This window comes from [Clostridium] fimetarium, from assembly GCF_900111235.1.
GTDB classification, from domain to species: Bacteria; Bacillota; Clostridia; order Lachnospirales; family Lachnospiraceae; genus Clostridium_N; species Clostridium_N fimetarium.
Window position 1 is genome coordinate 99,959 of sequence record NZ_FOJI01000004.1, and the last position, 23,306, is coordinate 123,264.

Annotated in this window: 22 protein-coding genes; 16 read left to right on the forward strand and 6 right to left on the reverse strand. The window is 33.9% G+C overall.

The window, feature by feature from the left end:
* Positions 1-27 precede the first annotated feature (27 nt).
* The 5 genes from BMY18_RS06575 to BMY18_RS06595 all read left to right on the forward strand — a co-directional run bounded on the left by BMY18_RS06575 (position 28) and on the right by BMY18_RS06595 (position 6,673).
* Positions 28-1,590, forward strand: a complete 1,563-nt coding sequence (locus tag BMY18_RS06575; protein WP_092451834.1) for a glycosyltransferase family 39 protein — start codon at positions 28-30, stop codon at positions 1,588-1,590.
* 112 nt (positions 1,591-1,702) lie between these two features.
* Positions 1,703-2,713, forward strand: a complete 1,011-nt coding sequence (gene galE / locus BMY18_RS06580; RefSeq protein ID WP_092451836.1) for a UDP-glucose 4-epimerase GalE — start codon at positions 1,703-1,705, stop codon at positions 2,711-2,713.
* A 435-nt stretch (positions 2,714-3,148) separates the two neighbouring features.
* Complete coding sequence (gene glmM / locus BMY18_RS06585; RefSeq protein WP_092451837.1) at positions 3,149-4,501, forward strand: phosphoglucosamine mutase; 1,353 nt, start codon at positions 3,149-3,151, stop codon at positions 4,499-4,501.
* A 72-nt stretch (positions 4,502-4,573) separates the two neighbouring features.
* The gene (locus tag BMY18_RS06590; RefSeq protein WP_092451839.1) at positions 4,574-5,011 is read left to right on the forward strand and encodes a protease complex subunit PrcB family protein; all 438 of its coding nucleotides are present in this window, start codon (positions 4,574-4,576) and stop codon (positions 5,009-5,011) included.
* 93 nt (positions 5,012-5,104) lie between these two features.
* Positions 5,105-6,673, forward strand: coding sequence for a DUF3794 and LysM peptidoglycan-binding domain-containing protein (locus tag BMY18_RS06595; protein WP_092451841.1), 1,569 nt, complete (start codon positions 5,105-5,107; stop codon positions 6,671-6,673).
* A gap of 561 nt (positions 6,674-7,234) precedes the next feature.
* Here the strand turns inward: BMY18_RS06595 and BMY18_RS06600 are convergent.
* Positions 7,235-7,855 carry a hypothetical protein gene (locus BMY18_RS06600; RefSeq protein ID WP_092452196.1) on the reverse strand — a complete coding sequence of 207 codons (621 nt, stop codon included), beginning with the start codon at positions 7,853-7,855 and terminating at the stop codon, positions 7,235-7,237.
* Between the two features lie 252 nt (positions 7,856-8,107).
* Here BMY18_RS06600 and BMY18_RS06605 point away from each other — a divergent pair, with 252 nt between their 5' ends.
* Together BMY18_RS06605 and BMY18_RS06610 are read left to right on the forward strand one after the other, a co-directional pair.
* The gene (locus BMY18_RS06605) at positions 8,108-8,653 is read left to right on the forward strand and encodes a hypothetical protein (protein ID WP_092451843.1); all 546 of its coding nucleotides are present in this window, start codon (positions 8,108-8,110) and stop codon (positions 8,651-8,653) included.
* Positions 8,654-8,683: 30 nt separating this feature from the next.
* Positions 8,684-9,313, forward strand: coding sequence for a flavodoxin family protein (locus BMY18_RS06610; RefSeq protein ID WP_092451845.1), 630 nt, complete (start codon positions 8,684-8,686; stop codon positions 9,311-9,313).
* Positions 9,314-9,330: 17 nt separating this feature from the next.
* Here the strand turns inward: BMY18_RS06610 and BMY18_RS06615 are convergent, their stop codons facing one another.
* Complete coding sequence (locus BMY18_RS06615) at positions 9,331-10,746, reverse strand: MATE family efflux transporter (RefSeq protein ID WP_242940981.1); 1,416 nt, start codon at positions 10,744-10,746, stop codon at positions 9,331-9,333.
* 222 nt (positions 10,747-10,968) lie between these two features.
* Between BMY18_RS06615 and BMY18_RS06620 the strand changes: the two genes are divergently transcribed.
* From BMY18_RS06620 to BMY18_RS06650, 7 genes are all read left to right on the forward strand, one after another.
* Positions 10,969-11,799, forward strand: coding sequence for a helix-turn-helix domain-containing protein (locus tag BMY18_RS06620; RefSeq protein WP_092451847.1), 831 nt, complete (start codon positions 10,969-10,971; stop codon positions 11,797-11,799).
* Between the two features lie 113 nt (positions 11,800-11,912).
* A complete protein-coding gene (gene ispE / locus BMY18_RS06625; protein WP_092451849.1) occupies positions 11,913-12,779 on the forward strand; it encodes a 4-(cytidine 5'-diphospho)-2-C-methyl-D-erythritol kinase in 867 nt (288 codons plus the stop codon).
* 243 nt (positions 12,780-13,022) lie between these two features.
* Positions 13,023-13,694 carry a GntR family transcriptional regulator gene (locus tag BMY18_RS06630; RefSeq protein WP_092451851.1) on the forward strand — a complete coding sequence of 224 codons (672 nt, stop codon included), beginning with the start codon at positions 13,023-13,025 and terminating at the stop codon, positions 13,692-13,694.
* 61 nt (positions 13,695-13,755) lie between these two features.
* On the forward strand, positions 13,756-14,376 hold the full coding sequence (spoIIR, locus tag BMY18_RS06635; protein WP_092451853.1) for a stage II sporulation protein R: 621 nt from the start codon (positions 13,756-13,758) through the stop codon (positions 14,374-14,376).
* Positions 14,377-14,391: 15 nt separating this feature from the next.
* Positions 14,392-15,210: a glutamate racemase gene (gene murI / locus BMY18_RS06640; RefSeq protein WP_092451855.1), complete on the forward strand. Its 819-nt coding sequence runs from the start codon at positions 14,392-14,394 to the stop codon at positions 15,208-15,210.
* A 36-nt stretch (positions 15,211-15,246) separates the two neighbouring features.
* Positions 15,247-15,687 (forward strand): YwiB family protein, encoded by a 441-nt coding sequence (locus BMY18_RS06645; protein WP_092451857.1) that lies wholly within the window; start codon positions 15,247-15,249, stop codon positions 15,685-15,687.
* Positions 15,688-15,729: 42 nt separating this feature from the next.
* Entirely contained in the window at positions 15,730-16,890 is a 1,161-nt protein-coding gene (locus tag BMY18_RS06650) for an MFS transporter (RefSeq protein ID WP_092451859.1), read from the forward strand.
* A 68-nt stretch (positions 16,891-16,958) separates the two neighbouring features.
* Here the strand turns inward: BMY18_RS06650 and BMY18_RS06655 are convergent, their stop codons facing one another.
* Positions 16,959-18,413, reverse strand: coding sequence for a nicotinate phosphoribosyltransferase (locus tag BMY18_RS06655; protein WP_092451862.1), 1,455 nt, complete (start codon positions 18,411-18,413; stop codon positions 16,959-16,961).
* Positions 18,414-18,633: 220 nt separating this feature from the next.
* Here BMY18_RS06655 and BMY18_RS06660 point away from each other — a divergent pair, with 220 nt between their 5' ends.
* Entirely contained in the window at positions 18,634-19,368 is a 735-nt protein-coding gene (locus BMY18_RS06660) for a lysophospholipid acyltransferase family protein (protein ID WP_092451864.1), read from the forward strand.
* A 178-nt stretch (positions 19,369-19,546) separates the two neighbouring features.
* A complete protein-coding gene (locus tag BMY18_RS06665; RefSeq protein WP_092451866.1) occupies positions 19,547-20,002 on the forward strand; it encodes a hypothetical protein in 456 nt (151 codons plus the stop codon).
* Positions 20,003-20,096: 94 nt separating this feature from the next.
* Here BMY18_RS06665 and aguB read toward each other — a convergent pair whose 3' ends face one another.
* From aguB to BMY18_RS06680, 3 genes are all read right to left on the reverse strand, one after another.
* Positions 20,097-20,975 (reverse strand): N-carbamoylputrescine amidase, encoded by an 879-nt coding sequence (gene aguB, locus BMY18_RS06670; protein ID WP_092451868.1) that lies wholly within the window; start codon positions 20,973-20,975, stop codon positions 20,097-20,099.
* 24 nt (positions 20,976-20,999) lie between these two features.
* A complete protein-coding gene (gene aguA, locus BMY18_RS06675; protein WP_092451870.1) occupies positions 21,000-22,091 on the reverse strand; it encodes an agmatine deiminase in 1,092 nt (363 codons plus the stop codon).
* Between the two features lie 82 nt (positions 22,092-22,173).
* Positions 22,174-23,202, reverse strand: coding sequence for an FAD:protein FMN transferase (locus BMY18_RS06680; protein WP_092451872.1), 1,029 nt, complete (start codon positions 23,200-23,202; stop codon positions 22,174-22,176).
* Positions 23,203-23,306 lie beyond the last annotated feature (104 nt).

Sequence of the window (23,306 nt, forward strand, 5' to 3'; positions counted from 1 at the left end):
TTGTTGAATTATAGGGAGTAACTGTGTATGAAGCTTAAGTTGAACAAAGTGTATGAGGGGATTCACATATTATCAGTTAAAGTGCTGGTGTATTTCAGCCTAGTTATATTTTCATTATTGGCGATATCAAATTTTTTGATTAGTGCATATTTCAATAAAACATATGCAGAATGGACATTATATAGGGTAGATAATATTCTTGTTATATTCGTACTATTTGTAATTACGATTTTTGTGTTTTTAACCATTGATCATAAATATTCATTAGCAAAATTAAATGCTAAAAAATTAGTCTGGGCTCTTATGATTTTTACATTTGTGTTTTCAGTAGTTTGGGTGAAAATCACACACAGTGAGCCCGTTGCGGATAGACTGTTTGTGTCTATGATTGCCTCAGAGTTTATAAAGGGAGATTATTCAGCATTTAGTGTAGGTCATTATTTATATCAATATCCATATCAGCTTGGAATCGTTGCGTTTATAGAGGGTATTTATAGGGTTGTTGGAAGTGATTATTACCAGGTGGTTCAATTATTGAATGCAATTGCGGTATGCGTTACATTTTTTTCACTATATCGCATTACGAAGCTTTCATTTGGCGAGAAAATTTCAAAAGTTATACTAATATTATTGTTTGGATGCTTTTGCGCTATGTTCTTTTGCACTTATGTGTATGGAAATCTCTTTGGCTTAGCATTTGCTTCACTAGCATTGTGGATGGAGCTTGCTTTCTTAGAAAGTGGTAAAACAAAATATATAATAATATCAATCATTTGTATCAGCATTGGAATTATACTAAAGAATAACTATTCTATAGTTCTGATTGCTATGGTTATTATGCTTCTAATCAATTTCTTTAAAAAGAAAGAGGCGCTGTATGTTATATTTGCTGTATTGATGGTGGCAAGTTCAATTTGTTCAAATAGTGCACTTAATTCCTATTATAGTATTAGAGCAAATGTTAAGATAAATGAAGGAATACCAATGGTTACATTTTTTGCAATGGGCCTTCAAGATGGCTGGTTTGGTAAAGGTACATATAACAAGTATACGGTGAAAACATATGAAGCTGCTAAATACAATGAGAAAATAGCCGCTGAAATTGGAGCTGAAAACATTAAAGAACAACTGACATATTATTCTCAAAATCCAGGAAAAGGATTGCGCTTTTTTAGTGAAAAAATAGCGTTACAGTGGACAGAACCGACATATATGTCAATATGGGAAAGTAATTGCGCCAACAATCATACTCAAGAATTATCAGAATTCACACAAAGTATGTACGTTGGATTTTGGCATAATCTCGTTGTAGGATTTATGAATTTTTACCAGTCTTTCATATGGATATGTGCGGCATTTTATATAATAGTAAAACGTAAAATTTTAAATGCCAATCAGATGCTTCTGGGAATGATTATTATTGGTGGTTTTATATTTCATATTGTGTGGGAAGCAAAATCACAGTATATAATTCAATATTTCATATTTGCAATACCCTATGCAGCAGGTGGTTTTGTTGAAATACTGAAGAGAAGTAAAGAAATTATGCAAAAACGATATGAAAAAAGTGATCTAAGATCTAACAAATAAAAAAGTGATCTAAGATCTAACAAATAAAAAAGTGATTTAAGATCTAACAAATAAAAAAGTGATTTAAGATCTAAAAAATAAAAAAAAGTTACAAAGATGGGAGAATATTATAATGGCAATTTTAGTTACAGGTGGTGCAGGTTATATTGGGAGTCATACAATTATTGAATTACAGAAGGCTGGAATGGAAGTCGTGGTAGTAGATAATTTGAGTAATTCAAGCAGAGAATCGCTTAATAGAGTTGAAAAAATCACAGGTAAGCCTGTTAAATTTTATAAGGTTGATATTAAGGATGCTGCTGGTTTAAGTGAAGTGTTCGAAAAAGAGGAGATAGACTCTTGTATTCATTTTGCAGGGTTAAAGGCTGTCGGAGAATCAGTGGAGAAGCCTTTGGAATATTATACTAATAACATTTCAGGTTCGTTAGTGCTTTTTGATGTAATGAGAAAACATAATGTAAAGAATATTGTGTTTTCATCTTCGGCTACAGTATACGGGACACCCGCATTTGTGCCTATTACAGAGGAGTGCCCTAAGGGGGAAATCACGAACCCTTATGGTCAGACGAAGGGAATGCTTGAGCAGATTTTAATCGACATTCAAAAAGCTGATCCAGAATGGAATGTGATTGTACTTCGTTATTTTAATCCAATTGGAGCACATAAAAGTGGGACTATTGGAGAAAATCCTAATGGAATCCCTAATAATCTTATGCCATATATTACACAGGTCGCTGTTGGTAAGCTTCAGTCGCTTGGCATATTTGGCAATGATTACGATACTCCAGATGGAACTGGCGTGAGAGATTATATTCATGTAGTGGATCTGGCAATCGGTCATGTAAATGCGATTAATAAAATAAATGAAAAGCCTGGTCTTAAGATATATAACTTAGGAACTGGAAAAGGTTACAGCGTACTGGATATTGTTAAGAGTTTTGAAGAGGCTTCAGGTGTAAAGATTCCTTATGTTATCAAACCAAGAAGAGCTGGGGATATAGCCACATGCTATTCGGATGCAACACGAGCAAAAGAAGAACTTGGCTGGGTTGCAACACGGGATTTGCACGAAATGTGTGAAGATTCTTGGAGATGGCAGAAAAGCAATCCGCAGGGATATTGATTTTATGGGAGGGATGCGCCGGGCGGGTTGTGGAGTGAATATTAATTTCTAATGATTCATTTTGCCTTGCCTTTCCTTCAAGCAGTATGTTTTTTTGCAAGCCTCAGAGATGATGAAAAGTCTCACTTCGTTCGATTTTTATCTGAGTCTTGGAAAAAACATAAGCACTGCTTTCAGCCGGTCTGCGGCGAAATGGATCATTAGAAATTAATATTCACGGTTACGTGTCGCAGGGCGTTTTTGTTTTATAAAATTAATATTTTGGGATTGAGGCTTTAAAAACAATACATGCTGTTGGGAATTAAGGCATATGTTTAATGGGGAGATTCCTAATATAGGTTCGCTTTATGATTAAATATAAAGATAATAGAGAGACAATAAATTTGATTAGATAAATATTAAAAATAATGAATGCAGTTAGGAGTATATGTTTATATGGGTAAATATTTTGGGACGGATGGGTTTCGTGGAGAGGCTAACGTTAATTTGACAGTTGAGCATGCTTACAAAGTTGGTAGATTTTTGGGATGGTTTTATGGTAAAGAGCACAAAGACAATAAGGCTAAGGTTGTAATCGGTAAAGATACAAGGAGAAGCAGCTATATGTTTGAATATTCATTAGTTGCAGGACTTACAGCATCAGGAGCTGACGTATATCTTCTTCATGTCACAACAACGCCAAGTGTTTCATATGTTGCTAGAACGGAAGATTTTGACTGCGGTATTATGATTTCAGCAAGCCATAATCTATTTTATGATAATGGAATCAAGCTTATTAATAGTTCTGGTGAAAAAATGCGTGAAGACGTCATCGATGAAATAGAAAAATATCTGGATGGTGAGATGGGTGAACTTCCATTTGCAGTTAAGGAAAATATTGGTCGAACAGTTGATTACAGCGCAGGGCGTAACCGATACATGGGTTATCTTATGTCACTTGCAATTTATTCATTTAAGGGAATGAGAGTAGGTCTTGATCTATCAAATGGTAGTGCGTGGTCAATTGCGAAAGGTGTATTTGATGCACTTGGAGCAAAGACTTATGTAATTAACGCACAGCCGGATGGCATTAATATTAATGCTAGCTGTGGTTCAACGCATATGGAAAGCCTTCAAGAATTAGTTAAGCGAGAACATCTAGATGTAGGGTTTGCATATGATGGAGATGCTGATAGATGTCTTTGTGTGGATGAAAATGGAGATGTTATAGATGGAGATTTGATTCTATATGTTTATGGCTCATACATGAAAGAGAGAGGCAAACTGATTAGTGATACGGTAGTTACAACTATCATGTCAAATTTTGGCCTATATAAAGCATTTGATGCTGCGGGAATAAATTACGAAAAAACAGCTGTTGGAGATAAATATGTATATGAGAATATGCTAAATAATGGCTATAGACTTGGTGGTGAGCAGTCTGGACATATAATCTTTAGTAAATATGCAACAACAGGAGATGGAATTCTTACATCACTTAAAATGATGGAAGTTATGATTGCAAAAAAGAAATCTTTGAGTCAGCTTGCGAGCCCCGTAACAATCTTTCCACAGGTACTAAAGAATATTAAAGTACTTGATAAGAAGAAAACGCAGGAGGATATTGATGTTAAAGCTGCGGTAAATAAAGTAACTCAGGAACTTGGCGATAATGGACGTATTCTTGTTCGTGAAAGTGGAACAGAACCTGTAGTCCGTGTTATGGTAGAAGCTGCCACTTTGGAAATTTGCCAAAAGTGTGTTGAAGAGGTTATCGAAGTAATTAAATCGAAGGGTTACGCTATTTAAATACAACTTAATGAATAAATAAATGCCACTCATAATAAGATATTTATATGAATCTTATTGGGTGGTATTTTTATGCAGAGAAATAAAAGGATTAAGTTGTATGGAGCTATTGTTTTAATAATTATTGCAGCAATTACAATAACAATATTTAGTTGTAAAATCACAGGAACGTCATCGAAAAAAGTAGCGGATTTGGAGTATACAGTTGTAGAAGATCAAGATATTCCGACTGAACTTATGAAAATTATTGATGAGAAGAAGCAAAACAGTCTTCGTCTGACATATACAACTAAGGATTACATATATATTGTAGCCGGGTACGGAACACAACCTACTAGCGGATATAGTATTAGGCTTAATGAAATATATTTAGGACAAAATGCAATTTATATCGATACGAACCTCATTGGTCCATCAAAAGGTGAAGAAGTAAATGAAAAGGAAACCTATCCATATATTGTAATTATGATAGAAAAACGTGATGACCCAGTTGTATTTAATATTTCTTAGCATATTTTAGTAAGGCTTGCGTATATATAATTAGAATGACTAGGTTGTTAGTAACCGAGGTTGACATAAAATCGAAGAAGGGAAGGTAATTTTGTGGAACTAGTTAAGAAAAATATTCACGAGTACAAAACCAAAAATAAGGCGACAATTCAGATTACTTTGGATGATGACTTCAATGTGCCTGACGCAAAGCCAGACATAGAACAAATTGTAAAAGAAAGAGGAGATTTACATATTCAGTCTATTCGTGTGAATGGTGACAAGGCTGAAATTTCTGGAGAATTGGAGTTTGCACTTCTTTATATGGCTGATGTTCCAGTCAATATGAGAGGGCATATGGATTTTCAAGAAAAAATTAATGTTGAGAATTTGGATGGAGATGAAACCACCACCTGTATTGGTGAAATTGAGGATTTGACGATTAAGGCAATTAACTCTCGTAAAGTTAGTATAAAAGCAATAATTTCTCTAATTGTTACAAGCGAAAGACTCGAAGACGAAGATTTTGTAGTTGATGTTGATACAGAAAAAGAAAATAATTGTGATAATCTTCAGTTTAGAAAAAAGGATATGGAAATAGCAGAGTTAATCGTTAACATGAAGGATAATTTCCGCATTAAAGATAGTATAGAATTACCAGCAGGAAAACCGAATATAGACGAATTGTTGTGGTATGATGTCGCTATAAAAAGTATGGAAGTAAGGGCAAATGATGAAGGGCTTGTAATTAGTGGTGAACTAAACACATTTATACTATATAGCGCTGCTGATGAAAATCAGAGTTTGCAGTGGTATGAAACAAGTAGCGCTTTTGATGGAAATGTAGATGTAAGTGGAAGTAATGCTGATATGATAACATATGTAAGCTATCTAATACAAAGCTTGGATGTGGAGGTCAAGCCAGACTATGATGGTGAGGACAGAGTGGTTTCAGTTGAACTTGTATTAGAACTCGATATTAAAGGATATGACGAAAAACAGATATCGCTTATAGATGATATTTATTCTCCAATTAAAAATATTGAGCTTGAAACCGAGCCGGCGAAACTTCAAAAACTCCTTATTAGAAATAATTCAAAATGTAGAATCAATCAAAGATTAAAGGTTAATTCGTCAAACAAGTTATTGCAAATATGTAACTGTACAGGTACTGCAAAGGTTGATGATGTTACGTTAACTGAAGACGGGATTGAAGTAGACGGTGTCGTGAATGTTAATATCTTCTATGTGACATCTGACGATCATATGCCGATGGGATGTATGAAGGGTGCACTGCCATTCAATCATAAAATCAATGTTGCAACAGGAATCGACAATGATAAAATGAAATACAATATCAATGTAAACCTGGAACAGCTAAATGCAGTGATGGCCGGAAGTGAAGAGATTGAAATTAAAGCATCAATTTCGTTAGATACAATTTGTTTTGTTATGATATCTGAAAATGTAATAAAAGATATAAGAGTAGAGAAATTAGAGGAAAATAGTTACAGCGATATTCCGAGCATCATTGGATATATAGTAAAAGATGAAGATTGTTTATGGGATATTGCAAAAAAATATCATACAACAATGGACACAATTAAGAGTAGCAATAAATTGCAAAGTGACCACGTAAAACTAGGCGATAAGTTAGTTTTAGTGAAAAGCGAGCGAGGGTAAAACTGCGGAGGATTTCTAAAAATTCAGACGGAAAGTTGTGAACAACCTAAAATCATTCATTTGCCTTTGACTACTAGTTTCCTTGTATGTAAGTTACTAATGATTTCGTTTATATACTAAAGGCAAAGAGAAAAAGTTCTAAACTCCTCACTTCGTTCGTCAGACAGTAGAACTTTTTCTCTTAACGTATATAAACGAAATCATAAGTAACTTATCATACTCGTCAAGATATACATCAAAGGCAAATGAATGATTTTAGGTTGACGGGAGTTTACGTGATAATTTTTGAAAATCAGCACTGTTTTAGACGAAAAAAACGAGGGGCCACAGTGTATTAATGTAGTCGCTCGTTTTTTGTTAGGGTAAAATATAATTTAAGGGTCATCATTGGGATAAAATGATTGTAATTAAAGATCCAGTTAAAGACCCAGCAAAGATCCAGCAAAAGATCCAGAAAAAATCCAGCAAAAGATCCAGCAAAAGATCCAGCAAAAGATCCATTAAAATGATTCGGCAAAGGGTTCAGAAAAAATATTAAGCTAAAAAGGTTAAGCTAAAAGATTAGACCTCAGTAGTAGTGGAATTAGCAGTGGCTGCGTTGGAGGTGAACCAGTCGTCAAATTTTTTCATAGTAGCATCATAGGTATCAGTTGAAATTCCAGGGAGGTCTTTTCCCCAGGCTTTTGTTGCTTCTTTGAAACCGTCTTCTACAGCAGCTTTCATTTTTTTCATTTGTGCTTCATCTCCACCAGCAAGTGCTGATGCAAATGAGAATATTCGATCAGACGTCTGAGAGACTCCCCAATATCCATCCTCTGAAATATCTTTTTTTGCTTGTGCAATGGTATCTGCATCTGCCGTAAAATTACCACTAGCCAATGCTTTCCACATATCATCGGTTGATCCAATCACTATACCTTGCTTTTCGAACATTTTTTGGACAAGGGATTGCATCTGTGCAATTCTGTTTTCTGAATCCGCCTTCAAGTGCTCAATAAATGCTGAATTTTTAACGTTGTAAGTAGATGAATCAGATGAAGCTTCATATACAGCAGCTGAAGTATTATCTTTTGATGCACTGCTGTCACTGCCGGCCTTGCTAGCAGTATTTTCCTTGGTTTTGTTCGAAGTATCGTATTTTTGATACGCTGGTGTTGAAGTGTTAATTCCGTTTACACTCATACTTTCTCCAATCTTCCGCTTAAGCGGCATTCAAATTTAACCATCCTTGGTTCTTAGTCATATATATTATCGGAATAAAAAATGATAAAGTTAATATTTTATAAAAACATTTCTAACGCTCATAAGCTACAGTTATTAGAAACGGTCATACGAAACTTTTATATGTTACAGTTATAATGGCTTGTATTTATAATACAATACTGTTAAAATACGTTTAGATTCATACAATTGTTTGTAATGAGAGGAGCTTATATGAAACAGTTAGATTTAAATTTAGATGATGAGCCATATGAAATCAAAATGGATGATATTAAAATGGATGACTCTGAGGGGAAAGAAAAGATACAAAGGAAATTCAAGTTAAATTTCGAGATTGTAAAGAAGATTGACATAACTATTAAATTTGCAATAATTGGAATTATTGTCTCTTTTATTGGAAGCTTTTTTAACTTTTGGGGTTTAAAGGTTGAAGGGATAGGAAGACTCGATAATGGTAATTTGTTTAATGGATACAGCCTTGGGGGATTTTTAGGGATCATATTTATTCTCTCAATGATTACAATGCTTGTATTAATATATTTTAAATTTAAAAAATATGTTTTAATTGCGGATATGGTATCAATTGTCGTATTTTTGCTTCAGGTAATTATCATACTGATATGGGGAAAAAGTTCCGTTGATGAAACCTTTAGTACCTCAATATACTTTGGAAGTGGATTTTATATTTGTTTATTAGGAATTATACTTACTGCAGTTTCAACATATTTTAATTTTAAGAAGAGTATCATAAAGAAATAGTTATATCCTATATTTGGAATGGAGAAAAAAATGAAAGTTTTATTAATTAATGGAAGTCCTAAAAAAAACGGATGTACATACACTGCACTTGTAGAAGTGTCGGCAGAACTAGAAAAACAAGGAATTGAAACTGAAATATTTTACATTGGAAACGAACCTGTGAGAGGATGTACGGGATGTGGATATTGTGGGAGAACTGGTACGCATCAATGTGTATTTACAAATGATACTGTAAATGAAGCAATATTAAAAGTAAAGGATTGTGATGGGTTTATTTTTGGAACACCTGTGCATTATGCAGCAGCATCAGGGGGGATTACTTCTTTCCTAGATAGAATGTTTTATGCCGCTAGTTCTCTATTTGCATTAAAACCGGGTGCAGCCGTTGCAAGCTGTAGAAGAGGCGGAGCTTCAGCAACCCTAGATCAGATCAACAAATATTTTACAATAGCAAATATGCCAGTGGTTTCATCCCAATATTGGAATATGGTTCATGGAAACACTCCAGATGAAGTGAAACAAGATCTTGAGGGCATGCAGACGATGCGCGTTTTAGGTCGTAATATGGCTTGGCTTTTAAAGTCAATTGAAGCTGGAAAGAAAGCAGGAGTGAAACTCCCAGAAAAAGAAGATAGGATTATGACTAATTTTGTTAGATAGGTTAATCTAAAATCAAATTAGTCATTTATGTAATCGGGTACGTCGTCATCTCTATCAATCTTGACTGTTTGTTTCTTCCATATATTCGTTTTGTAAAGAATTAATAGTATGAGGGAAGATGTAGCATTACTAACAACTACAGCGTACCAAATACTTGCAACACCAAGGTGAAGAATTGATTCACATATGTAGAGAACAAGGAATCTAAATATCCATATCCTGGAGGCGTCAACAAGCATAGTAACCATTGTGTGCCCAGAACCCTGAAATAAGCCTATGGTTGCATTATAGATACCGTTTGTCCAACAACAGAAAGCCATTAGGCATAAAAAATCAGTAGCCATCGAAATAACTTCAGGATCCTTAGAAAAAATAGCAACAATTGGCTGCGCAATAGAACGTCTAGAAAGTATCAAACCACCAATAAAGAGAAATATTACGGCCATCCTCATAGCGATGTGATAAGATTTATCAGCACGTTCAATCTGCCCGGCGCCCATGTTTTGACCAACAATTGTTGAAGTGGCGGAACCGATACCGTTAGAAGGTAATGAAATAATACCATTGATTTTATTACCAATACCATAAGCAGCAGTTGCCAGTGCACCATATTTTAATACATTTTTTGTCATAAGTAAAAAGCCGAATTGCATCGTGCTACCACCCAGTGCAGTTGGAAGACCTACTTTAATAATAGACATTAATTTTGATTTTTCAAATACAAAATCTTTAAAAGTAATATGAATATCTTTTTTCTTATTTGTAATAGAATAGTAGGCTATAATGGCACAAGGAACTTTTGCAATAAGAGTAGCAAATGCAGTGCCCGCTACACCCCATTTAAATGTCAAAAGGAAGAGCGGAGCTAAAACAAGGTTTATAGCTACTCCCAATGAATTTAAAAGCATAGGTCGGACAGTGTCCCCATGTGCTTGATTAATTGCAGTATATAAGTTAATCATAAATAAGAATGGCATATCAAGTACTACAATTTGTAGATATGTAACACCTAGTTTATAGATTTCTCCATCTGCACCAAGCCAACTAACGATACTAGGCGTAGCGAAGAAACACACAATTGCGCAAATTATAGCAAATAACATAGAAAAAATAAAAATATGCGTAGCCATCAATTTTGCCTGTTTTGGCTGCTTGGCACCAATATATTGAGAAATCAGAATGGCACCTGCGGCAGTGATTCCCGCGCCAAAGTTAATTATTATATTTTGTACTGGAGAAACTAAAGTTATTGCGGCCATTGGATTTGTACCGATTTTACCTAACCAATAAGTATCCGTTAGATTATACATAGTTTGAATAAAACTATTTATAACAATTGGAACCGCTAATGTTAGAATTGTTCTAATTACATTTCCTTCTAAAATCATATTCCTTTTCTCAGTACTTATTTTTTTATTAGTTTTTTCTGACATAAACTCACCCCAAATTTTATAAATATTATTTTATATAAAATAAAGCACGAATTGATTGATGATATATCTTATATAGTGTTACAATATAGTAAGCTGTCATCAAGATAATTAATACTTTTATATATGAATTTGATTATAATGTATAAAAACAGTATAAACCACTTATTTATGGCTGTATATAGAACAAGCTACAGAAAAAACATTACTGACGGAGAACTTATCATGCAATCAAAACGACTAAATAAGTTTACAATAACAAAAATGAAGAGAAGTGCATTATTTAGTATGAAGACAACGCACTATCATCCATATCATGAGCTTTTTTATCTTATATCTGGCGAATGTAATATGTTTTTTAACCATAATATATATAAATTTAAACCAGGAGATTTGGTTATAATACCGTCAGGAGAGATTCATAAAACTAATTATCCAGCCAACGGCAACCATCAACGAGTAGCAATTAGTTTTAATGATGAAGATTTAAAGTGGATCTATGAGACATTAGGGAAAGATGAATTGAAAGACAGTTTGAGTGGGATTGTCATATCAATTCCCGATAAGAGACGTGATTATGTTGAAGGAATTATGTCAAAACTGATATTTGAAAGTGAAATGCCGGATGCGTTATCAGAAAGTTTTACCAAGTTAATATTTCAGGAATTACTTTTATTTATAATACGTTGTCAAAAATATGAGGAAAACGTTATAAAAGAAATTGATGTTGATAATAGCCTTATTCAAGAGGTTGCTACATATATATTTGATAATTATGATAAGAGTATATATCTAGATGAGGTTGCAACTAAGTTTAATATTAGTCGCTCCTATTTATCTAAGAAGTTCAAAACGATAACAGGTTTCGGATTTAAGGAATATTTAGTGAATGTTAGAATTAAGCAAGCTTGCAAATATTTACTAGAAACCGATAAAACAATTACCGATATCGCATTTTTGTGTGGGTTTAACGATAGTAATTACTTCGGAGACGCATTTAGACATAGTAAGGGAATGGCCCCAAACAAATTTCGTAAATATAAAGAAACAGTATAGGGCTTGCATTAATAATCAGTTTTATATATAATAACCATGTATACAAAGTACATAAAGAGAAGGAATTAAAACATAAGTATATGTGCTTATTAATTATGCAAAGGAAGGTGCAAATGAATAGTATTAAATTAAAAGCTCGTGCAAAAATTAATCTAGGTCTAGATGTATTGTGCAAACGTGAAGATGGATATCACGAAGTTCGCATGGTTATGCAGACGATAGGATTGTATGATAGAATTATTATGAAAAAGATAAAAGAGCCAGAAATCAAAATAGTAACAAATCTTTCATTTCTACCAGTAAATGAGAACAACCTTGTGCATAAAGCCGCTAAAATGTTAATAGATGAGTTTAATATTAAAGAAGGCGTTTCTATTGACTTAAATAAATTCATTCCAGTTGCCGCTGGTATGGCGGGTGGAAGCAGTGATGCAGCATCGGTTTTGTATGGTATGAATCGACTTTTTCACTTGAAACTTACAATGGAAGAATTAATGGTGAGAGGGGTCCATATTGGCGCGGATGTACCATATTGCATTTTACGTGGAACAGCACTTGCAGAGGGTATTGGCGAGAAACTCACCAAGCTAAAACCTATGCCAAAGTGTTATATTGTTGTAGCAAAACCGCCTATTAATGTTTCGACCAAGTTGGTTTATGAAAATTTAGATATGAAGGGCATTGCGGAGCATCCAGATATTAATGGAATTATTAATGCAATCGAGGCTGAGGATATATATGCAATAGCACAAAAGCTAGAAAATGTTCTAGAGAAGGTTACTATTCCGTTATACCCAGTTATTGCAAAAATTAAAAATGATATTAAATCAAATGGCGCTATTAACGCAATTATGAGCGGAAGCGGACCAACAGTTTTCGGTATGTTTGATGATTATGAAGTAGCAATGAAATGCATTGATGCTTTAAAAAAAGCAGACGATGCAAGACAAATATATATTACTGAAACTTATAATTTATAGTTAAGATAAATGTAACTATTCAGAAGGCAGTATTCCGCGAGACTTTTTTGCTTGTTTTAGCAAAAATCCGAGTTTTACAGCACCAAATTGCATCTTTGTGGCAATTTGTGTGCATCGCGAAGCGTGTAATTGTTCAGGTACTGAACAGTTACAGATAATTTAGTAGAAACCTGCAGCACAAACTAGAAATGCGCATTGCCTCGCAGAGCGAGCCAATGAAAGATGCGCAGAAATGAGGAAAATATGAACGGTGAATTAAAAATGGCAATTAATGATTACCTACCATTAAGAGATGTGGTATTTAATACGCTTAGGCAGGCGATATTACGAGGAGAGTTAGAACCAGGTGAAAGACTTATGGAGATTCAACTTGCTCAAAAACTCGGTGTTAGCAGAACACCTATAAGAGAAGCTATCAGAAAACTTGAACTTGAGGGACTTGTGATTATGATACCTAGAAAAGGTGCTGAAGTTGCGCATATCACAGAAAAAGATATGAGAGATGTTCTTGAGGTTCGTTCAATACTGGAAGAATTTGCAGTTACACTCGCATGTAAGAATATGACACAAGAAGCAATTGATGAGCTTAAAAAATCGAATAAGCTATTTGAAGCCTCTATCATTTCAAAAGATGTTGTCAAAATTGTTGATGCAGATGTACATTTTCACGATGTTATCTATAATATGACAGGTAATCTCCGTTTGATTCAGATTATTTTTAATCTAAGAGAACAAATGTATCGCTATAGACTTGAGTATGTAAAAGATGAACGTGCGCATTCAATCCTTATCAGCGAACATAATGATATTATTAAGCAACTTACTGAGAGAAATGTTGAGACTGCAAAAATAGTTGTAAAACAACATATTTTCAATCAAGAAAAAGGTATTGTAAGATTAATGAACAATAAGTAATTTTGTATAGAACAGTGAAATTTGGAAATAATCTCCATAATACATAGTTGGAGGTTATTATATGAAAAAATTGGCAGGATTTATAGTACTTATGTTAGTAATTATTATTGCTATTTGCACTTATAGAAAAAAGGATATGCTAGAGCTACAACAAGGAATTTCACAGGAGCTTATTCGATTTCATGTAAGGGCTAACAGTGATAGTGACAGTGATCAGAAACTGAAGCTTATGGTAAAAGACAGTGTTATTACATATCTAGAGCCTAAACTTAGTCAGTCGGAAAGCATCGATGAAACAAGGCAGATTCTCAATGATAATATGGATGTTATCCGAGACGTAGCAGTACAGACACTTGCATCAAATGGCAGTGATTATTCGGTGAAAGTATATTTTGAAGAGAGCTATTTTCCGATGAAGACTTATGGGGATATTACATTGCCACCAGGAGATTATGAGGCCTTTAGAATTGATATTGGACAAAGTGAAGGAAAAAACTGGTGGTGTGTGCTGTATCCTCCGCTTTGCTTTGTTGATGCAACGCATGGCAGTTTGCCTGATGCTTCAAAAGATAAATTGAAAAATATTCTTACAGATGATGAATATAAAACGATAACTACTGCTACAAGTAGTGCTGAGTTCAAATTTAAATATTTGACTTTTTTAAACGGGATTTTTAAGTAAAAGCAGGAGGATGTTATGGAAAAAAATGCACCAATTGGGGTATTTGACTCAGGTGTTGGCGGATTAACTGTAGTTAGAGAAATAATGAGGCAGATACCCAATGAGAGAATTGTATATTTTGGAGATACTGCTAGGGTTCCCTATGGAAGCAAATCAAAAGATACAATCATAAAATATTCAAGACAAATAATCAGATTTTTACAAGGTGAAGGAGTTAAGGCAATTGTAATCGCTTGTAATACAGCAAGTGCATTTGCTATAGATACAGTTCAGAAAGAATTTTCGATGCCTATCATAGGAGTTGTTAAATCAGGTGCTAAAGTTGCAGTTGACACTACAAAGAATGGAAGAATCGGAATAATAGGAACTGAGGGTACTATAAATAGTGGAATGTATGCATCATTTATTAAAGCCCAGAATCCGAATGCAGAGGTAATTGCGAAAGCATGTCCGTTATTTGTGCCATTAGTGGAGGAAGGAATGCTCGATGATACAATTACAGAACAAGTGGCAGGCAGATATTTAACAGCTCTTAAAAATGAGAATATTGATACACTTATTATGGGTTGTACGCATTATCCATTAATAAAATCTACAATTCAAAAAGTGATGGGTGAAGGAGTGAACCTTGTTAACCCTGCATATGAAACATCAATTGAATTGAAGCGACTTTTAGAGACAGAAGGTCTTGCAAATGTATGTGAGGTTGATAGTCCAACACTTATGTATCGCTTTTATGTAAGTGATGCAGCGGAGAAATTCAAGGATTTTGCTAACTCAATTTTGCCTTTTGATATTAAAACGATTGAGCAGATTAATATAGAAAAGTACTGATGTCAAAAGCGAAAACCAATTAAAGGAATATACATAATGACAGAAAATGTTTTAATAACCATAAAAGGCCTACAATTTGATGCTGCAGATGAAAATCTTATTGAACAGATCAATATTGGTCGACTTAGTGAAATTAATAATAAGATATACGTAAAATATGATGAAATATTAGATGGTGAAAATAGCCTTACTAGGAATTTGATAAAAATAAGCGAGGATAGTGTCGAAATCACTAAAAGGGGACCTGTCTCAGCGCATATGCAGTTTTGCGCAAGTGAAAAGACAACCTCTTTATACAAGACACCATTTGGCAGTTTACAGCTAAGCATATTAGCAAGAAACGTCGACATTGACAAAAAGAAGGAAGCAATTAATATTTTAATAGAGTATTCCATAGAAGTTAACGATGAACAGATTTCAGAAAATAAAATACAAATATGCATAAGACAACAGGAGAAGGCAGAAAACCTCATTTAAAATGTACGAGCTTAGAAACATCGCTCAAGGAGAAATATAGAAATGACACAAAAGAAAAAAAACATATTACCATGTTACTATGCATTTTTTGCCAATGGTATGATGGTATTAGTAATTGGTGCGATTTTGCCATATTTAATAGCCGAGGCAAGAATTGGGTATACCGTGGCTGGAGGACTATTATCGGCATTTGCTATCGGGAATTTATTGGCAAGTTTTGTTGCCCCGCTACTTTTGGCAAGGATAGGGAAAAAAATTTCAATCATATTGTTATCATCATTCATACCAATATTTTTAATGGTTATATCATTGGTTCCATCAGTTCCAATTATGTACCTATCATTTCTATTTATTGGGGTTGGACGAGGATCGGTAAGTATTGTTAATAATATGGTTGCAACTGAAAATGATGCAAGTACTTCCGAAATCAATCTTTTACACACGATGTTTGCAGTGGGCGCATTTTTAGCACCATTTTTAACTGTGTTATATATTACGTTTGGTTTGAATTGGAAATATGTCATATATACAGTAGTTATATTGTTAGTGATTTCAACATTTGGATATCGTAAATTTCCAAATCAAACAGAAGAGAAAATTGTTGTTCTACATAAAAGTGATAAAGAGAAGAGTTTTTTAAAAAATTTCGATTTTTACGTTGTAAGTTTAATTTTATTTTTCTATTTAGGCGTTGAAAACTGTGTGAATGGTTGGTTTGTTACATATTTTAAATCATCTGGAATAATGAGTGATTCGTATGCTACTAATTTAGTATCAATTACATGGTTCTTAATAATGATAGGAAGATTATCTAATTCCTATATTTCGAGGATGATTTCAAAACAGAAATTGATATTAATAAATTGCATGTGTTCAACAATATTTTTCTTGTTATTAATTTCTACGCAGAATTTAGTTATCATTACGATAGCTGTTGCGGGATTAGGATTCTTTTTTGCAGGAATATATCCCACATGTATTGCAAATGCAGGAGAATTCATCAAAGGTTCCAATATGGGTATGGCGATATTCCTTGCAATTGCAGCGCTAGGTGGAATTATTATGCCACAAATAGTAGGAATATTAGCGGATAACATCGGTATCACTGGTGCGATTGGTTTCCTGATAATTAGTATTGTACTTATGTGTACATTCGCAGTGATAAATTTGATAAAAAATAAGGTCGTTGACACTTCAAAATAAGAGAAAAATTAATAAAACCCGCAGAATATATTTTTACAGTTTAAGTAAAATATATTCTGCGGGTTTTGCTATATGTCAAGTTTAGAATAGTTATCTAGTAATTTGTTTTTAACTTCAAAGAGCTCTTTGGACAAATCCACATGAATTCCATGGGGATTTACTAGACGCTTTGATTCGTCCCATAATGTAGCCAATTCAAGCTTGCAATACTTCTGAATGTCCATAACTTTTGGGGATTCATAGATACATTCTCCTTGCTTAAATACTTGCACCATAATTTGACGAAGTGAGTATTCACCTGGACGAAGAAAGGTTTTCTTCCAAGTCTCAATAGGGTCAAATAGAAGCAGTGAGTCTTTTTCTGAGTATGTTTCATCTGCAAATGCAATTAAATCGGCCTTTATCATTCCATCTTTATCATATACACGATAAACTGTTTTGTTTCCAGGGTTGGTGATTTTTTCAGTATTTTCAGAAAGTTTTATCTTTGGTATAAATGTTTTGGTTTCTTCATCCATAACGGCCGCAAGTTTATATACACCGCCGAAAGCAGGGCAATCCTTTGATGTTATCAGGTTCGTACCGACGCCCCAAGAGGTAATCTGAGCACCTTGCATTTTCAAACTGTCGATTAAGTATTCGTCTAAGTCACTTGAAGCAGAAATGATCGCATCAGGAAATCCAGCATCATCTAGCATTTTTCTGGCCTTCTTAGATATGTAGGCTAAATCGCCGCTATCAAGCCTTATGCCATAAAAATTAAGTGGAATGCCGGCTTCAAACATCTCATTAAATACTTTGATTGCATTTGGAACACCTGATTTTAAAGTATCATAAGTATCTACAAGTAAAATACAAGCTTGTGGATAGAATTCTGCATATTTTTTGAATGATGTGTATTCATCGGGAAAACTCATGATCCAACTATGCGCATGTGTACCCTTAATAGGTACATCAAATAGTTGACCAGCTAGTACATTACTAGTTGCAATACATCCACCAATCACAGCAGCTCTGGCACCATAGATACCAGCGTCAGGCCCTTGCGCACGTCTAAGACCGAATTCCATAATGCCATCTCCGTTTGCAGCATATACAACGCGGGCTGCTTTTGTGGCAATAAGACTTTGGTGATTTATAATATTAAGAATTGCAGTTTCTACAAGCTGCGCTTCCATAATAGGAGCAATCACTTTCACAAGAGGTTCTTTTGGGAAAACTACAGTTCCTTCAGGAATCGCATAAATATCACCAGTGAATTTAAAAACGTTTAAATATTCTAAAAAATCATCGTCAAAAAGTCCTGTTGACCTTAAATAATCTATATCTTCTTTACTAAAATGTAAATCATTAATATATTCAATTACTTGTTGAAGTCCGCAAGACAGTGAATAAGCTGCATCATTAGGATTCTTTCTGTAAAATGCATCAAAGACAACGGTTTCATTCTTTTTGGTTTTAAAATAGCCTTGCATCATAGTTAGCTCATAAAAATCAGTTAACAAAGTCAAATTTCTACTCATAGTAATCTCCTTTTTTAAAGGTATTTTGGTTTATATTAAAAATTATAAATATTAATTTTTATTATAGCACTTAAGAAAATACTTTACTACCTAAAATCTAGGTAAAATTTTGTTATCATTATATAGTAAAAGTATGTACCCAAATAGGTGGAAAATAAGTTTTAATTGCATTATTATTATGATATAATAATGACATTATGTATTGAAAGGAAGATTACAAATGATTCGTTTAGTTTTAGTATTATTATTCTTATTAATATTTTTTATAATTAGTATTCCAATGTTTATTATTGAATGGATAATAGGAAAGTTTAATCATAAGGCAATGTCAATCAGTTCCCTGAGAATCGTTCAAATAATATTTAAGATAATTTTATTTTTATGCGGTACAAAGACAACAATTATTGGGAGGGAAAATATACCAAAGGATGAGCCAGTATTATTTATTGGAAATCATAGAAGTATTTTTGATGTTGTTATTGCCTATTCATTAATGATAAACCTCACAGGATTTGTATCAAAAAAAGAAATGAATAAAATCCCAATTATTAGAATTTGGATGAGATATTTAAATTGTCTTTTTCTCGACAGAGTTAATATCAAAGAAGGCTTAAAGACTATTCTTAAGGGAATAGAATTAATTAAAAGCGATAAAATTTCGATTTCTATATTCCCAGAAGGAACAAGAAATAGGGACGACGATGTTAAATCATTTAAGGAAGGCAGCTTCAAATTTGCTGAAAAGAGCGGCTGTAAGATAATTCCTATGATACAAAACAATACAGAGTCAATATTTGAAAAGCAGCTTCCGCGTATCAAAAGGGCTCATACAATAATTGAATTTGGAAAACCAATTATAATGAATGAATTAGAAAAAGATCAACGTAAGCTCATTGGAGTATATACTCATAAAATCATTGCTGAAATCTATGAAAAAAACAAGTCCCTTGTATAGGGAATGAGACCGTTTAAGTTCTTATTATAGAAATGAATATAATCGAGAGAATATTATTGGAGATATTGCAAAGTTATTTTAAAATTCTTTGCAAATGTATTTTCCTATGATATAATAACATCAGTGTGCGTGTTTTGCACAAAAAAGTAATCGTTATTGAATTAGGAGGATATTTTATATGCCAGCATGGTTAACAGTAATTTTGATTATTCTTGCAGTACTTGTCGTTGTTTTAGGCGTTTTGATGTTTGTGGGAAATAAGCTTCGTAAGAAACAAGAAGCACAGCAGGTACAGATCGACGAATCGAAGCAAGTTATTTCAATGTTAATAATTGATAAGAAAAGAATGAAATTGAAGGAAGCAAATCTTCCTAAAATAGTAGTAGAACAGACTCCAAGATATCTTCGTAATTCTAAGCTTCCAATTGTAAAAGCTAAGGTTGGACCTAAGATTATGACACTTATTGCGGATGCTAAGATATTTGATCAAATTCCAGTGAAGGCAGAAGTGAAAGCAGAAGTAAGCGGAATGTACATAGTTGGAATTAAGTCTGTACGTGGCGGAAAACTTGTTGTTGAACCTAAGAAAAAAGGCATTAAGCGATTAATGGGTAGATTTAATAAAAGTAAGTAATTATATAAAAAGAAGCAAGTAAATATATACGAAAAAAGAAAGGGATCCGTTAGATGGATCGCCTTTCTTTTTTGTATATATTTACTTAATAACCTTATAGACTCATAATCTGACTATAATACATAGGACGTCTGTCACGGAATAATCCCCAACTGGAACGCATTTCACTGATTTCGTCTAAATCTATTTCTGCTGTAACAATTTTTTCACTAGTGCGGTCTGCTTCTGCTATAATTTCACCAGTTTCGTTTGTAATAAATGATGAACCGTAGAAAGTAAGAGAAGAAGACTGGCTACCATTGGCGTCTGAAGGAATAACTGTTTCTATGCCTATGCGGTTTGCAGCGATTACAGGAATAATATTTGCAGCGGAATGTCCTTGCATAACACGTCTCCAATGAGGCATGCTGTCACATTCGAGGATTGGTTCTGAACCAATAGCAGTAGGGTAGATTAGAAGCTCTGCTCCCATAAGTGCCATACATCTTGCGGCTTCAGGAAACCATTGATCCCAACAAATACCAACACCAATAGTTCCGAATGCAGTTTCCCAAACCTTAAATCCAGTATCTCCTGGGGAAAAGTAGAACTTTTCTTGATAGAAGTGGTCATCAGGTATGTGAGTTTTTCTATAAGTACCAAGAACAGACCCGTCAGCATCAATAATAGCAACAGTATTAAATGTTGTGTTTCCTGATTTTTCAAAAAAACTAATTGGTAAAACAATATTTAATTCAGCTGCAACTTGGCTAAAATGCTTTACGGCAGGGTTATCTTGAGTTTTAGTGGCTAATTTGTAGTAATCGTAGTTTCTTTCCTGACAGAAATACTTCGTTTCAAATAATTCTGGCAATATAATAATCTGCGCTCCATTTTTTGCAGCTTCTCGCACTAACTTATCAGCTTTTGCGATATTTTCTTCTCTGGTGTTTGAACAGCACATCTGTACTGCAGCTATTTTTACGTTTCTCATAAGGAATTCCTTTCCATAAAATGTTTATCGCGGTATTTGTTGCGTAATGCAGTGAATGTTACCACCGCCAATTAATATATCCCGAGCATATATCTGTATGACTTTTCGCGTTGGGAAAAGTTTTTCTAAAGTCCTTTTAGCAATTTCATCATTGTCATCGCCAAATCCAGGCATAATAATCGCGCCATTAGAAATATAGAAATTAACATAAGATGCAGCTAGGCGTTCATTACCTACTCTTGTAGGTTGAAAATCCATATTGTCAAGTCCGCCACATTCCGCATCTGTAATATAAACAGGTTTAGGTAAGGGTAATTTATGAACGGTGATTTTGCGACCTTTGGCATCAACTTCATTTTCAAGAATAGTTAAGCAGCTTTTTGACATTGGATATTGGAAATCTTCTTCATCGTCGGTCCAAGCGAGTACAACATGTCCTGGTTTTGTAAATGCACATATGTTATCTATGTGTTCATTGGTTTCATCATTGTAAATACCAGATTTCAACCAGATAACTTTAGATACTCCAAGATATAGTTTTAATTTCTCGGTTATATCTTGTTTTGAAAGAGCGGGATTACGACCAGAACTTAGAAGACATGATTCGGTAACAAGAGCTGTTCCATCGCCATCAACGTGGATTGAACCACCTTCAAGGACAAAATCTTGCGCATTATAAATATCATAACAGTATAGATCACAAAGCTTTTTTGCCATGGCATTATCTTTGTCCCAAGGAAAGTAAAGCCCATCGATAAGTCCGCCCCAAGCATTAAAGTACCAGTCGATTCCGCGAATCTCACCTTTATTATTTTTTACAAATGTAGGTGCATAATCACGTGCCCATGCATCGTTACTTGACATTTCTACAACTCGAACATTTGCAGGCAGATTTTCTCTGGCATTATTATATTGACTTGCACTTGCACAGACTGTAACCTTTTCGGATTCGGCAATCGCAACTGCAACTTGCACAAATGCTTTTCTGGCAGCATATGCGCCATATTGCCATGAATCTGAACGTTCAGGCCATATTATTATGCAGCCTTCGTGTTGTTCATATTCAGCTGGCATATGAAAACCATCATTTGATGGTATGGATTCTAAAATTTTCATAGTTGGTTAATTCTTCCTTCCTATCATTCGTTAATAAAGGGTAGCAAATTAAGCTGAATTAATGAAGATTAATTCATAGAGGTTAATTAGTAACAATATACTTGGAGGCGCCACTTGAATAGTGAATCTGATCATCACTAGTAACAAAAATAGCTTCAATGCCATCCAGACTTTCAATGAGTTTAAGTCCTTCGTCTAGTCCGAGCGTAAAGCAAGTAGTGCTTAAGCAATCGCCCTGAACAGAGGAATCAGAAATGATTGTTACGGAGGTTAACTGATTATTATAAGGGTAACCAGTTTTTGGATCTAATATATGATGATATAACTGACCATCTTTTGTAAAATATCGCTCATAGGTACCGGAGGATACTACCGATTTATTACTGATTTTCAATGTCGCAAGGCTTTCGCCGGATTCAGAAAAAGGCTTTTTGACACCAATATTAAATGCAGTATCGTTCGGTTTATTTCCAATGCAAAGGATATTACCACCAAGATTGATTATTGCACTTGTAACACCATTGTCCAATAGATATTCTTTGAGTTTATCTGCAATATAGCCCTTAGCAACTGCACCAAGGTCAATAATTGTTCCGTTTGGAATTGATATAAGATAAGTATCGTCACTTCCTGGCTTCTTTTGAAGAGAAATATTTTTGTAATTAACATAGGAAAGCGCTGAATTAATATCAGATGAATTTGGAACTTGTGGCTTATCGGAGGTGAAGTCCCATAATGAAGAAACACTACCTATTGTAATATCAAATGCTCCATTTGATAAGTCGCCATATTGAATTCCATATTGAATGAGGGTTGCAAGCTCCCCTGGTATTTCGGTGATTTCGTGGTTATTTACTTTTGATAAAGTACTAGTTTGAATTGTGCGTGAATATAAATTTTCATATGTGTCGCACAATTCAAGGCACTTATCAAGTACAACACTATCCACTTTGTTATATGCAGTAATAGATATATAAGTATTAAACTTAAAACCAGAGGTAGTAGTTGGTTCAACATTATTTTTACAAGAAGCAAGTAAAATTGAAGTGATTAAGAGGAGTGAAAATATAACTGATTTCTTTAATGTTTTTGTTTGTAAATTATTATGCATAGTAATTTCCTTTTAATTTTTATTCTTTATTTTAACACGTCAACATAAAAAAAGTAAGGGAAAATAGAAAAAATGAATTATGTGTGAATTGTCTGATAATACTT